The organism is Escherichia sp. MOD1-EC6021 (assembly GCF_002965245.1).
In the GTDB taxonomy this organism is placed as follows: Bacteria; Pseudomonadota; Gammaproteobacteria; order Enterobacterales; family Enterobacteriaceae; genus Escherichia; species Escherichia coli_F.
Genome location: NZ_PTRU01000019.1, coordinates 37539 through 51511 on the forward strand (window position 1 = coordinate 37539; position 13973 = coordinate 51511).

General features: G+C 49.9%; 13 protein-coding genes. 5 read left to right on the forward strand and 8 right to left on the reverse strand.

The window, feature by feature from the left end:
* Positions 1 to 8: 8 nt before the first annotated feature.
* On the reverse strand, positions 9 to 1490 hold the full coding sequence (dtpD, locus tag BEB54_RS19655; RefSeq protein WP_105277496.1) for a dipeptide permease DtpD: 1482 nt from the start codon (positions 1488 to 1490) through the stop codon (positions 9 to 11).
* Between the two features lie 270 nt (positions 1491 to 1760).
* On the opposite strand from dtpD, the gene ybgI reads away from it, so the two are divergent.
* From ybgI to nei, 5 genes are read left to right on the forward strand one after another with little or no spacing between them, the layout of a single operon-like run.
* The gene (gene ybgI / locus BEB54_RS19660; protein ID WP_024230019.1) at positions 1761 to 2504 is read left to right on the forward strand and encodes a radiation resistance protein YbgI; all 744 of its coding nucleotides are present in this window, start codon (positions 1761 to 1763) and stop codon (positions 2502 to 2504) included.
* Between the two features lie 22 nt (positions 2505 to 2526).
* Positions 2527 to 3183, forward strand: a complete 657-nt coding sequence (gene pxpB, locus BEB54_RS19665) for a 5-oxoprolinase subunit PxpB (RefSeq protein ID WP_001188343.1) — start codon at positions 2527 to 2529, stop codon at positions 3181 to 3183.
* The gene (gene pxpC / locus BEB54_RS19670) at positions 3177 to 4109 is read left to right on the forward strand and encodes a 5-oxoprolinase subunit PxpC (RefSeq protein ID WP_000912727.1); all 933 of its coding nucleotides are present in this window, start codon (positions 3177 to 3179) and stop codon (positions 4107 to 4109) included. The genes pxpB and pxpC overlap by 7 nt, the downstream gene beginning before the upstream one ends.
* The gene (pxpA, locus tag BEB54_RS19675) at positions 4099 to 4833 is read left to right on the forward strand and encodes a 5-oxoprolinase subunit PxpA (RefSeq protein WP_105277497.1); all 735 of its coding nucleotides are present in this window, start codon (positions 4099 to 4101) and stop codon (positions 4831 to 4833) included. Before pxpC ends, pxpA begins: the two co-directional genes overlap by 11 nt.
* A 35-nt stretch (positions 4834 to 4868) precedes the next feature.
* Positions 4869 to 5660: an endonuclease VIII gene (nei, locus tag BEB54_RS19680; protein ID WP_105277498.1), complete on the forward strand. Its 792-nt coding sequence runs from the start codon at positions 4869 to 4871 to the stop codon at positions 5658 to 5660.
* Here nei and BEB54_RS19685 read toward each other — a convergent pair.
* The 7 genes from BEB54_RS19685 to BEB54_RS28655 form a co-directional block, all read right to left on the reverse strand.
* Complete coding sequence (locus BEB54_RS19685) at positions 5657 to 6703, reverse strand: AbrB family transcriptional regulator (protein WP_088541578.1); 1047 nt, start codon at positions 6701 to 6703, stop codon at positions 5657 to 5659. The two genes, nei and BEB54_RS19685, sit on opposite strands and share 4 nt — an antisense overlap.
* Positions 6704 to 6853: 150 nt before the next feature.
* Positions 6854 to 7915, reverse strand: a complete 1062-nt coding sequence (locus BEB54_RS19690; RefSeq protein WP_105277499.1) for a fimbrial protein — start codon at positions 7913 to 7915, stop codon at positions 6854 to 6856.
* Positions 7912 to 8643, reverse strand: coding sequence for a fimbrial biogenesis chaperone (locus BEB54_RS19695; RefSeq protein WP_000143540.1), 732 nt, complete (start codon positions 8641 to 8643; stop codon positions 7912 to 7914). Before BEB54_RS19695 ends, BEB54_RS19690 begins: the two co-directional genes overlap by 4 nt.
* Before the next feature lie 14 nt (positions 8644 to 8657).
* The gene (locus BEB54_RS19700; protein ID WP_172953784.1) at positions 8658 to 11117 is read right to left on the reverse strand and encodes a fimbria/pilus outer membrane usher protein; all 2460 of its coding nucleotides are present in this window, start codon (positions 11115 to 11117) and stop codon (positions 8658 to 8660) included.
* A 49-nt stretch (positions 11118 to 11166) separates the two neighbouring features.
* A complete protein-coding gene (locus tag BEB54_RS19705; protein ID WP_000472411.1) occupies positions 11167 to 11733 on the reverse strand; it encodes a fimbrial protein in 567 nt (188 codons plus the stop codon).
* Between the two features lie 391 nt (positions 11734 to 12124).
* Positions 12125 to 13408: a citrate synthase gene (gltA, locus tag BEB54_RS19710; protein ID WP_000785834.1), complete on the reverse strand. Its 1284-nt coding sequence runs from the start codon at positions 13406 to 13408 to the stop codon at positions 12125 to 12127.
* Between the two features lie 205 nt (positions 13409 to 13613).
* Positions 13614 to 13721 (reverse strand): hypothetical protein, encoded by a 108-nt coding sequence (locus BEB54_RS28655; protein WP_123057340.1) that lies wholly within the window; start codon positions 13719 to 13721, stop codon positions 13614 to 13616.
* Positions 13722 to 13973: the final 252 nt, after the last annotated feature.

Below are 13973 nucleotides of genomic sequence, written 5' to 3' on the forward strand. Positions count from 1 at the left end.
CTGGCCTGTTAAGACTCCAGCGCCAGCGCGCGGTTTCTGAACTTAAGCGCCTGATACAGCCAAATCATCAGTACCAGTCCTACACACGCCAGTGCGCCCCATGTAATTTGATCAAATACTTCAATATATGCATTGATGGAGTAGTTGATCGCCCCGGAAGCATCAAACGAAGCTTGCGATGTCTGATCGGCAATCACGCCCGCCAGATAGTTCGCAATCGCGCCGGAAAGCAGCATATAAATACCGGTTAATACGCCGGTCACGCCGGGGATTTCAATGCGCGTAATCTGCGACATAGCAACCGGGTCGATAAACAGTTCCGCAAATCCCATCACCGCCAGGCCTAACACCATCAGTGGCAGAGAAGAGTGACCATACATAGCGGACCAGCGGGCGCTTAAGGTCAGAATGCAGAATCCGGCGCTCATCAGGCCGAGGCCAAGAGCAAATTTTCCCCAGATGCGCACGGTACGATTACCTGCGACGCTCTCTTTAACCACCCACGCCAGGAACACACCACACAGCATGACCGCGAAAGCATTAATCGACTGGAACATAGCGGTCGGAACGGTATAACCAAACATATCGCGGTTAACGAAGCGATCAATATAAAGGCTAATCGAGCTACCGCCCTGTTGTGCGAAGGCCCAGAACAACATACTGAAGAAGGTGAGCGTCACAATCAGCCCCAGCTCTTTACGCTGTTTCTGGTTTTCTGCTTTGCGATAAATTTTTGCCAGAACGCCAAGGCCAATGATAGTCGCGACAATCAAGGCGTATACCGACCACTCTTTCCAGAACAGTAGGGTAATCAACGCAGGCGTTGCGACCAGTAGAACCAGCAGCCATCCCCAGTTGGGCAGGAGAAAGTTTGTCGCACGCAGTACGTCTTTGTTAACACCGCGGGTATGAGCAAAATGACGATTGCCACATAAGAAGATAACCAGACCCGCGATCATGCCAACCGCCGCCAGACCAAAGCCCATCGCCCAACTGTACTCCTCCTGGGCGTAGCCACAGGCGATAGGTGCGATAATAGACCCCACGTTACCCGCTGCATACATCAGCGAGAAACCGCCATCACGACGCGGATCGGTTGGCTCATACAGCTCGCCGAGCAGGCAACTGACATTGGATTTAAACAGACCATAGCCACAAACGATAATCGCCAGGGACAGATAGAGGAATGACGGATGGATCTCACTGGCACCCAGCACCACATGTCCGATCGCCATCAATAACGCCCCCAGCATCACCGCCATACGGTTGCCGAGAACTTTATCCGCCAAAAAGCCACCGAGGATTGGCGTGACATACACCAGCGAACAGTAGGCGCTAAATAACGCGTAGGCGTGAGTATCGTTGTATTTTAGTTGATTAGTGAGATAGAGAATCAGCAGGGCACGCATGCCGTAAAAGCTAAAATATTCCCAGATTTGCAGCGCAACGACATAGTAAATAGCGCGCGGCTGTGATGCGTGTTTATTCATAATAATTCCACAATTAACTGCAACGTCACGTAATAGTTGCGCGGCGTGCTTGTGTTTCCTTAAAGTTAAAACTTTGATACAGATCTGATTATTTGTGCAATATGCTGTCTGATTGCATAAATATACATTAGCTGAAGCGTGATGATATAAACAATTTGCGTCTTTTGGCGTCGGGTTTGTTTCTTAATATGTCAAAAGATTGGCTATCGACGAACAGGCGAGGTAACGCTATGTTAACGGTGTAGCTATCAGAATACGGAAGGCGCGAAGATGAAAAACACCGAACTGGAACAACTGATTAACGAAAAACTGAACAGCGCGGCGATTAGTGATTACGCGCCGAATGGTTTGCAGGTGGAAGGCAAAGAGACGGTGCAAAAAATTGTTACCGGTGTCACCGCCAGCCAGGCTTTGCTCGATGAGGCAGTGCGTCTGGGCGCGGATGCGGTCATTGTGCATCATGGCTACTTCTGGAAAGGCGAATCTCCGGTCATTCGCGGCATGAAGCGTAACCGTTTAAAAACCTTGCTGGCGAATGATATCAACCTGTATGGCTGGCATTTGCCGCTTGACGCACATCCTGAGCTGGGCAATAACGCACAGCTGGCGGCGTTACTGGGGATCACGGTCATGGGCGAAATTGAGCCGTTGGTGCCGTGGGGCGAGCTGACCATGCCTGTGCCGGGACTGGAACTAGCCTCCTGGATTGAAGCGCGTCTGGGACGTAAGCCGTTATGGTGTGGAGATACCGGACCTGAGGTGATTCAGCGCGTTGCCTGGTGCACGGGCGGCGGGCAAAGTTTTATCGATAGCGCCGCGCGTTTTGGCGTGGATGCTTTTATTACTGGCGAAGTTTCTGAACAGACCATTCATTCAGCCCGCGAGCAGGGATTGCATTTTTATGCTGCGGGTCACCATGCCACTGAACGCGGTGGTATTCGCGCATTGAGTGAGTGGCTGAATGAAAATACCGATCTTGATGTGACCTTTATTGATATTCCTAATCCTGCATAACGAATAATCAGAGGGATCGAAAGTGCAACGAGCGCGTTGTTATCTGATAGGTGAAACGGCGGTAGTGCTGGAACTGGAACCGCCGGTGACGCTGGCTAGCCAGAAACGGATCTGGCGACTGGCGCAGCGTCTGGTGGATATGCCGAATGTGGTTGAAGCCATTCCCGGCATGAACAATATCACGGTGATTTTGCGTAATCCTGAGTCGCTGGCGCTGGATGCCATAGAGCGTTTGCAACGCTGGTGGGAGGAGAGTGAGGCGCTGGAGCCGGAGTCTCGTTTTATTGAAATTCCGGTAGTTTACGGTGGCGCAGGCGGACCGGATTTGGCGGTGGTCGCGGCGCATTGTGGATTGAGCGAAAAACAGGTTGTTGAATTGCACTCCTCTGTGGAATACGTGGTCTGGTTTTTAGGTTTTCAACCGGGCTTCCCGTATCTCGGGAGTTTGCCGGAACAACTACACACGCCACGGCGCGCTGAACCGCGCTTGCTCGTTCCGGCAGGTTCTGTCGGGATCGGCGGGCCGCAGACCGGTGTTTATCCGCTGGCAACGCCGGGCGGCTGGCAGTTGATTGGTCATACCTCACTCAGCCTGTTTGATCCGGCGCGTGACGAACCCATCTTATTACGTCCGGGAGACAGCGTGCGCTTTGTACCGCAGAAGGAGGGAGTATGCTGAAGATTATTCGTGCGGGCATGTATACCACTGTGCAGGATGGCGGTCGTCACGGTTTTCGCCAGTCGGGTATCAGCCACTGCGGCGCACTGGATATGCCTGCGTTACGCATTGCTAACCTGCTGGTGGGTAATGACGCCAATGCCCCCGCGCTGGAGATAACGCTCGGTCAGTTAACGGTAGAGTTCGAAACTGATGGTTGGTTTGCCCTGACGGGGGCAGGTTGCGAAGCGCGGCTGGATGATAATGCCGTCTGGACTGGCTGGCGATTGCCGATGAAAGCAGGCCAGCGTTTAACGCTTAAACGCCCGCAGCACGGGATGCGCAGTTATCTGGCGGTCGCGGGTGGTATTGATGTTCCGCCGGTAATGGGGTCATGCAGTACCGATCTCAAAGTGGGGATTGGTGGGCTGGAAGGCCGTTTACTGAAGGATGGTGACCGACTCCCGATGGGTAAATCGAAGCGTGATTTTATGGAAGCGCAGGGCGTTAAACAGCTGCTGTGGGGCAACCGCATTCGCGCCTTGCCGGGGCCGGAATATCATGAGTTCGATCGCGCCTCGCAGGATGCATTCTGGCGTTCGCCGTGGCAGCTTAGTCCGCAAAGTAACCGTATGGGCTATCGCTTACAGGGGCAAATTTTAAAACGCACCACCGATCGCGAACTGTTATCTCATGGTTTGTTGCCGGGCGTGGTGCAGGTGCCGCATAACGGCCAGCCGATTGTATTGATGAACGACGCACAGACCACCGGTGGTTATCCGCGTATTGCCTGTATCATTGAGGCTGATATGTACCATCTGGCGCAAATTCCGCTCGGTCAGCCGATTCATTTTGTCCAGTGTTCACTGGAAGAGGCACTGAAAGCGCGGCAAGATCAGCAACGTTATTTCGAACAATTAGCGTGGCGGCTGCACAATGAAAATTGACCTGAACGCCGATCTGGGCGAAGGCTGTGCCAGCGACGCAGAGCTATTAACGCTGGTTTCCTCTGCCAATATTGCCTGTGGATTTCATGCAGGCGATGCACAAACCATGCAGGCTTGTGTGCGTGACGCCATACAAAATGGTGTCGCCATTGGCGCTCACCCGAGCTTTCCGGACAGGGAACATTTTGGCCGTAGCGCCATGCAATTGCCGCCGGAAACCGTTTACGCCCAAACGCTGTATCAAATTGGTGCGCTGGCCGCTATTGCTCGCGCGCAAGGCGGCGTGATGCGTCACGTCAAACCGCACGGCATGTTATACAACCAGGCGGCGAAAGAGGCACAACTGGCAGACGCCATTGCCAGAGCAGTTTACGCTTGCGATCCGGCGTTGATTCTCGTTGGGCTGGCGGGAAGCGAGCTGATTCGTGCAGGCAAGCAATATGGCCTGACAACGCGCGAGGAAGTATTTGCCGATCGCGGATATCAGGCTGACGGCTCACTGGTACCGCGAAGTCAGCCTGGCGCGTTGATTGAAAACGAAGAACAGGCGCTGGCGCAGACGCTGGAGATGGTGCAACACGGCAGAGTCAAAAGTATCAACGGCGAATGGGCAACGGTCACGGCGCAAACGGTCTGCCTGCATGGCGATGGAGAACACGCACTGGCGTTCGCCCGCCGACTACGCTCTACATTTGCCGAAAAGGGGATTGTTGTCGCAGCATAACCCCGCTTAATAAAGAATGAAAAAAGGATATCACCATGCCTGAAGGCCCGGAGATCCGCCGTGCAGCGGATAACCTGGAGGCGGCGATCAAAGGCAAACCTCTAACTGATGTCTGGTTTGCCTTCCCGCAGTTAAAACCTTATCAATCACAACTTATCGGTCAACACGTTACCCATGTGGAAACGCGAGGTAAGGCGTTGTTAACTCATTTTTCCAACGGGTTAACGCTCTACAGCCATAATCAGCTTTACGGCGTCTGGCGCGTGGTTGATACCGGCGAAGAGCCGCAGACCACGCGAGTATTGCGGGTAAAACTGCAAACTGTCGACAAAACCATTCTACTTTATAGCGCCTCGGATATTGAGATGTTGACTCCGGAACAACTGACCACGCATCCGTTTTTACAACGCGTTGGCCCCGATGTACTCGACCCGAATCTGACGCCGGAAATGGTGAAAGAACGGTTATTGTCGCCGCGCTTTCGTAACCGTCAGTTTGCTGGATTACTACTCGATCAGGCGTTTCTGGCTGGGCTTGGCAATTATTTGCGGGTGGAGATCCTCTGGCAGGTGGGGTTAACCGGCAATCATAAAGCGAAAGATCTCAATGCGGCGCAACTGGATGCACTCGCACACGCGTTACTGGAGATTCCTCGACTTTCTTACGCTACGCGGGGGCAGGTGGATGAGAATAAACATCATGGGGCGCTGTTTCGCTTTAAGGTTTTTCATCGTGATGGCGAACCGTGCGAACGTTGTGGCAGCATCATTGAGAAAACCACGTTGTCCTCGCGCCCGTTTTACTGGTGTCCAGGCTGCCAGCACTAGGCCGACCGCTTCGGCGCATAGGTTGAAATAAACCGCGCAATGGCTGGCCCCGTCAGCAAAATACTGAACAGGCGTAGGGTTTGCATCGCCATAATAAGCGCCATATCGGCATTGCTCCCTGCGGCGATGACCGCCACGGTATCAAGCCCGCCGGGACTGGTGGCGAGGTAGGCAGTCATAAAATCAATATGCATAAACCGGGTCAGCCCCCACGCCATACCCGCACAAATAGCCAGCAGAGCAAAAATCGACAGCAGGATTTGTGGCAGTGGACGCAATGCTCGCAGTAATATTTGTTTATCGAAACCAAGACCAATCCGCCAGCCAATTGCCATATAGGCTATCGCCAGAAGCCATTCCGGTAGTTCGATGGTTATGTACTCACCAGACTGGAGCAGCGCGCCCGCCAGCATCGGGATGAGCATCGTGCCGGAAGGAAGACGTAGCAAGCATCCCGCCGTACCGGCAGCGACCGCGAGCAAAATCGTAAGCAGGAGATTAATGCTCACTGGCGGGAACCAGACGATCTGCTGGTTAACCGCTTCAGCGTTATCGCCCAGCATCATGCGGGTGACCAGAACAGCGGCCCCCGCGACGAACAGCACTCGCAGATATTGCATAAATGCCACCAGGCGAATATCTGCGCCGTAATCTTGCGCCATAGCGACCATTGCCGCCGCGCCGCCAGGAGAAGAACCCCAGGCACCGGTATTTCCAGGCAGTGAGCTATAGCGCACCAATAACCAACCCACGACGGCGCTGGAAAGTAACGTCACCAGTAAAATAGCTAACACAATCGGCCAGTTCACCGCTAGCGTGGTCAGGATCGAACCGGTCAGGTTTTGCGCAATCATGCAGCCAAGAATGGCCTGCGCGGCGAGAAAAGCGGATCGGGGAAGTTGCAGAGTAATTCCGCGCATACTAAAGATGATTCCGGCGATCATTGGCCCAAGTAATAGTGCCGCCGGAAGATGTACCGCGAGGAAGCCAATAGAAAGGAGAAGTGAAAGCACACATAACATTCCCCACTGCAAAACTGGCATCCTTCGCTTCCTCATTATTTTCTCTTTGGTGTATCGATACAGCATAAAGAAAGCCGGGCCAGGAAAAAATAACAGCAATCAAGGAAAAGGGGAAAATCAGCAATTTTCTGAAAGAGATGCCCTTTCGGTTGCAAAGGGCATCATGGGAAATTAGTTATAGTTAATCTTAAAAAGCACCACGGTATCGAAGGAGCCAGCCTCAATGGGAGTGCCGGGAATAGACGAAAGTTCAGCCGTATAGGTTTTTTCGTAGATCAGCATGTCACTGGTGAAGTCGGCATATTCGCTGTATTTGTTGAAGGTATAGGGCGAGGCGTTTTCATCCAGTAAACGTAGCTTCAGACCATTACCAATCAGCAATGCTTTATCTTCTTCAACCAACGTTTCTTCGGTATAAAACGAGGAGCTGACTTTGAATCCGTCGGTACATTGATCGTTTTGTGATTTTGTCGTTTTAATACCGAATGTTTTTGTCATGTTGTGTCGCCGGATATCCAGTACATTAAATTTACCAAAATCAATGACCTGGTTGGCTGGGGTAATAGAAAAATTGACGTTGCAATCCAATACCCGAATGTTTTCCAGACCGGTAATATGATATTTCAGGTTTTGGGCGGTTGGGTCCTCATTAACGCTTCCTTCGCCATCAAATTGCACCACAATGTAATCGCTGAGCGTGCTTTGATAATCATGCGGCGGTATCTCTCGTATCTTGACGTATAACCGCATGCGAGCGAGAAACGTACGCGACATATGAATATTATTGGGATCACCAGAGCAAATTTTGTTCTGCCATCCCATCGCGATGATCTGCTCAGGGGTATAAATATTAATGTTTTTGCTGTCGATGCACTGGTTAGTGTCGATGCGGCTTTTTCCCTGGTTAGCATCATAATCAACACCATTGTAAGTTACGCCGAGTTGATAATAGCGATCCTGAATTCCCGGGTACGGGTTAACCCAGGCGTAGACATGCTCGCTCTCAAAGTTGCCGTTGGTATTGTTGTCACAATAGACGGGAATTTTAATATCGTCAGACTCCCAGATCTTATCGCCGGGTTTGGCATTCCCTGGTACAGCAAATGGTTGAATAGATTCCGATTTTTCTACCGAACCACCGGATGAACCAAAGTAACAGTTCAGGGCAAGCGCAGATTTTAACGGTAGAAATAACAGACAGATGATGAGCAACAATCCCTTGCCAGCACTCATTTCTTCGCCTCCACCGCCTGTAAACGGCATTGCCCGTTACAGTTGAGCGTTGTCATGCGTAATGCGCCATAATCATCCATATAACCGAGATAAAACTGGCTGCCACTATAATTTCCAGTGGTTGTGCTTACTGTACTAAAAGGCGCAATCATCACAGTTTTGAAGCCCGGGAGAACGCTTTGCTCATTTCGCCCAAGATACGCGATGGTCAGATAATAGCCAGTAGGGTTTTTTAAGCTAAGCTGATTGCCCTGCTGGCTGACCTGTAACTGCAGTTCGACCTTTTCTCCTGCTTTCTTGCGTAATGCAGACGGTCGCCAGAACACCTTGATACGGCTCTGGATGGCGACTTGCAGAACGGCATGGTCGCTGTTTTTTTCCGGGGCGGGAGGAATTTCACGCATATTGTAGAAAAATAGCGTTTCGCGATCGCCCGGTAATTTCGCGGTCGAGGCTTGCTTGACTATCCGCACCTGCGTTGTTGCTTTCGGTTCCAGACGTTGTATCGGTGGCAGGGCGACCAGAAGATCGTCGCTTTTCTCCCCTTTTTCATTTTCGAGCCAGGAATAAGCGAGGTAGGGGAGTTTATCGCTACGATTATCTACTCGCAGACTGGTAGCTTTATCATTAGCGTTAAACACAATGCGAGTGCGGTCGGGTTGTAGTGCAGCGTGGCTACACAGACTGGTAACCAACAACAAAAGGGGAAGTCCTTTCATAAATGTCATTTTCATTTCCTTAATTAATGACAAGGTAAAATCAGGCGATTTGCGGTGTCTTCCATATGTTCAGGAAGATGGATCGAGCAACGCTGACTATCACCCCAGACCACGGTAAACTTTTGATTCTCAGCGACTCCGCTTAACCAGGCGTGTCCTTCCTCGCCAACCATCCCCACGCTAATGCTGCTGCCATCCTGACGGATATCCGCACCGAGGGGAGGGAACTGACCGCTGGCGTTGCGAATGATGACGTTAATGTCTTTACCGGAACGGGATGCCAGTGATTTGTAACCTATTGCGCCTTCAATCCACGTTTCTTTGATGACGTTTTCTGTCACCGTCACGCCGTCGGGTAAGTCGTTCATGTTCACGGCCACGGTGGAAGGTTGATAACTGGAAACCAGCGGTACCACTGCAATGCCAAAATGGTTGGTGTAGTCGAGATTGCCCTGAACCGGAATATCTGCCACGCCATCGGTGCTGACCATCAGGCGTGGTTCATTGGTGGAGCTGCGGCGATGGAAGGCTGCACCATATTGCCTCGCCGTGAAAGAACCACTCCAGCTGCTGCTAACAGAACTGTAGTCATTGGCAGCATAAGTACCAGAAAGATCCCACTCACCCGCTGAACTCAGGTGCTGATAGTTACCGCTCACCTGGACTCCATTGTCCGGACGGTCGGATTGTAGTCCAGCAGACATCCCCCAGCTATTTCGTTCATCCAGCGTATCGTTCCACGACATGCGGTGTGTGGTGCTGTGGCTACTGTTTTGCATGTCATAACCGACCCGACCACCGTTACCGAAGGGAAGCGAAATCGACAGGTAAATCTGGTTGTCGCGATCTTTATCTTCGTAATGGGTTGTATTGAATGACGTCGAGATCGAGATATCTCTCCAGTTACCAATATCAACATTAAAACCCGCCGTGATGTTGGCGGTCGTGGAGGCGTCTGCATTCCACCAGGTTTGATGCAGCAGGTTGGCGTACAGATTGAGGTTCAGTGGGGTAATCGGTTGCCCCACGGATAAGCTGATCGTCTGTTTTTCGTCCTGCGCATCGTTGTCGTTGTATTTGTGATCCAGATAGTTGGCGTAGCTGTGAAAATGACGATCTGAGAAGCGATAAGCGGCGAGCGAAATCGTGCTGTTAGTGGCATCCACTTGTTTGCTGTAATTAAAGCGGTAACTTAAGCCCCGCTCGTCCTGCTGAGTATCAAACTGACTACTGGCCCAGGTGACATCAAACGACAATGCACCAAGCCAGAGCATATTTTGCCCGATACCCATTGCGGCAGAATGGTAGTCGTCACCCGAAATCAGCAGGCCGCCGTACAGCGAGGTATTTGACAGCATCCCCCAGGAAACTTCATTGCTAAAAAAGGTTTCATTTTCAGTTTGATGAGACATAGATGTTCGCGGCTGACCGGCAGCAAGTTTATAGCGAACCTGCCCCTGGCGCGTAAGGAAAGGCGTCGATGCTGCCGAAACCTGGAAATTGTTCACCCGACCATCTTCTTCCGTCACTTTGACATCCAGTGTCCCCTGGACGGACTGATTCAGATCATCAATGATAAACGGGCCTGGCGGGACTTTTTTCTGGTAAATAACTCGCCCTGAGTGACTCACGGTGACGGTGGCATTGGTTTGTGCAATACCGCTAATTTGTGGAGCGTAGCCGCGCAGTTCCCACGGTAACATCCGGTCGTCACTCGCCAGTGCCGCGCCGGTATAAGAAAAACCGTCGAAAATATTGGAACTAAAATCCGTTTCGCCGAGGGTTAATTTTGAACCTAATTGCGGTAGCGGGCGAAAAAGATAGGTACGTGATATTTCGCCTGACTGCTCATGGTTATCATCGCCATCATTTTGATTCAACTGATAGTCACTGCGTAAGCGCCATGCCCCCGCGTTAATTCCGGCTGTTCCGTAGGCGTTAAGATTAGTGCTGCTGCTGCCATCCTGTGGGCGGTAGCTGCTGGCAAACAAGTTGTAATCCATCAGGACACCGGGGACACCTTCTTTCCATGTGGAGGGTGGAGTCCAGTTATCTGAGTGCCACGCCAGCCAGGCCTGTGGGATGGTGATATTCAGTTGCTGACTGGCCTGATCAAAATTGAAGAGCATTTCTGGTCGGGAGCTAAAATCGACGCAATGATTAATCAGGGGTAATGACTGACGGACTTCAGGTTTTAAGCCAAATTTATCGACCAATAAATCATTGATGCACGGAATGGTATTGTCACCCTTTTTTTGCCAGTTAATTTTTTGCCCATTACTGATTTGGTTATTATTTACCGCAATGCTGACAAAATATTCACCGGGAGCAATGACACCTTTTTCCTTTAATAATGAAATATCAATGCGCTCACGCATCGATTTGTCGAGGACATTCAGGTTGAATTCAACCGCCATGGCGGAAGGCATCGCCATGACCAGGCAGGATACAAAAGAGAGTCGATAAATATTCACGGTGTCCATACCAGATAAATATTTTAAGAAAGGCGGCAGTGATGCCGCCCAATAACGCTTATTTATAATCCAGTACGTAGGTTGCATTCGCTGTAACAGCCCCTGCCGTTACTGGTGTCGCTTGATCAATTTGTTCCATCCAGGCAAAGAAGTTCAGGGTTTGTTCACTGGACGTTGGTGCGAGGTCGATATCCGGAGAAGCAGTACCTAAAATGATATTGCTTTGATCCTTATTCATTAAACGCACGCCGACACCGGTGGCTTCGCCAGTGCTGGTATTGTTGAGTATCGGATCTGCGCCAGTGGTTTTCGCTGAGCTATCGAAGGTGACCGCGACTTTAGAAATCTTGCCACCGGAACCGTTATTAGAGTTTTCCAGGTCGCAGTTGATTAAACGCAGGTCGACAGCAACCGCATCGCTGTGATGAGACTGATTAATGTGGCTGGTGGTCACCTGACCTAGCTCAATTTCTTTATCAATATCATCATGATGTATTTCACATGGTGCTTCTATAACCTCACCTTTAAAGTGAATTTCACCAGAACCTTCATCAGCTGCATAAACCGGTGCAGTGAATAACAGAGATACGGCCAATGCGGCCAATGTTTTTTGTCCTTTAAACATAACTGAGTCCTTTACAGAAATAGAAAAAGTATAGCGATATCAGAATATCTTATTTGATTGTCGAATGTTTTTAGTTTTACTTAAAAATATTATTAATTATATTAAATGCAAGGTTAACTAATTGATGTGATGAATTAATAATTTAATGAATGTTATCGGGGGAATGAGAGAGATATACCTCATTTTCATGAGGTTATAAATGTAACTAAAAGCAGATACCTTAATTAAAACTTATTATTTTGCCGATAAAATGAACAATTCTATTATTTTGCAATATTAATGTCAGCCGGTTAATTAATTTTATTTTTACATTTTTTTGTGTTCAGGTAGATAAAAATTAACCCGCCTTTTAAAGGCGGGTTAACAGAATTTACTGCTTAGGAATCAGCAGTTAACGTTTGATGTCGCTTTTAAAATCGCGTTTTTCATAGCCGGTATACAGCTGACGTGGACGGGCAATCTTCATGCCGTCACTGTGCATTTCGCTCCAGTGGGCGATCCAGCCAACTGTACGTGCCATAGCGAATATGACGGTGAACATGGAAGACGGAATACCCATCGCTTTCAGGATGATACCAGAGTAGAAATCGACGTTAGGGTACAGTTTCTTCTCGATAAAGTACGGGTCGTTCAGCGCGATATTTTCCAGCTCCATAGCCACTTCCAGCAGGTCATCCTTCGTGCCCAGCTCTTTCAGGACTTCGTGGCAGGTTTCACGCATGACGGTGGCGCGTGGGTCGTAGTTTTTGTACACACGGTGACCGAAGCCCATCAGACGGAAAGAGTCATTCTTGTCTTTCGCACGACGAACAAATTCCGGAATGTGTTTAACGGAGCTGATTTCTTCCAGCATTTTCAGCGCTGCTTCGTTAGCACCACCGTGCGCAGGTCCCCACAGTGAAGCAATACCTGCTGCGATACAGGCAAACGGGTTCGCCCCCGAAGAGCCAGCGGTACGCACGGTGGAGGTAGAGGCGTTCTGTTCATGGTCAGCGTGCAGGATCAGAATACGGTCCATAGCACGTTCCAGAATCGGATTAACTTCATACGGTTCGCACGGCGTGGAGAACATCATATTCAGGAAGTTACCGGCATAGGAGAGATCGTTGCGCGGGTAAACGAATGGCTGACCAATGGAATACTTGTAACACATCGCGGCCATGGTCGGCATTTTTGACAGCAGGCGGAACGCGGCAATTTCACGATGACGAGGATTGTTAACATCCAGCGAGTCGTGATAGAACGCCGCCAGCGCGCCGGTAATACCACACATGACTGCCATTGGATGCGAGTCGCGACGGAAAGCATGGAACAGACGGGTAATCTGCTCGTGGATCATGGTATGACGGGTCACCGTAGTTTTAAATTCGTCATACTGTTCCTGAGTTGGTTTTTCACCATTCAGCAGGATGTAACAAACTTCCAGGTAGTTAGAATCGGTCGCCAGCTGATCGATCGGGAAACCGCGGTGCAGCAAAATACCTTCATCACCATCAATAAAAGTAATTTTAGATTCGCAGGATGCGGTTGAAGTGAAGCCTGGGTCAAAGGTGAACACACCTTTTGAACCGAGAGTACGGATATCAATAACGTCTTGACCCAGCGTGCCTTTCAGCACATCCAGTTCAACAGCTGTGTCCCCGTTGAGGGTGAGTTTTGCTTTTGTATCAGCCATTTAAGGTCTCCTTAGCGCCTTATTGCGTAAGACTGCCGGAACTTAAATTTGCCTTCGCACATCAACCTGGCTTTACCCGTTTGTTATTTGGCTCGCCGCTCTGTGAAAGAGGGGAAAACCTGGGTACAGAGCTCTGGGCGCTTGCAGGTAAAGGATCCATTGATGACGAATAAATGGCGAATCAAGTACTTAGCAATCCGAATTATTAAACTTGTCTACCACTAATAACTGTCCCGAATGAATTGGTCAATACTTCCACACTGTTACATAAGTTAATCTTAGGTGAAATACTGACTTCATAACTTTTACGCATTATATGCTTTTCCTAGTGATGTTTGTAACAACTTTGTTGAATGATTGTCAAATTAAATGATTAAAAATTAAATAAATGTTGTTATCGTGACCCAGATCACTGTTCGGGATAAAACCCGACAAACTATATGTAGGTTAATTGTAATGATTTTGTGAACGGCCTATACTGCCGCCAGGTCTCCGGAACACCCTGCAATCCCGAGCCACCCAGCGTTGTAACGTGTCGTTTTCGCATCTGGAAGCAGTGTTTTGC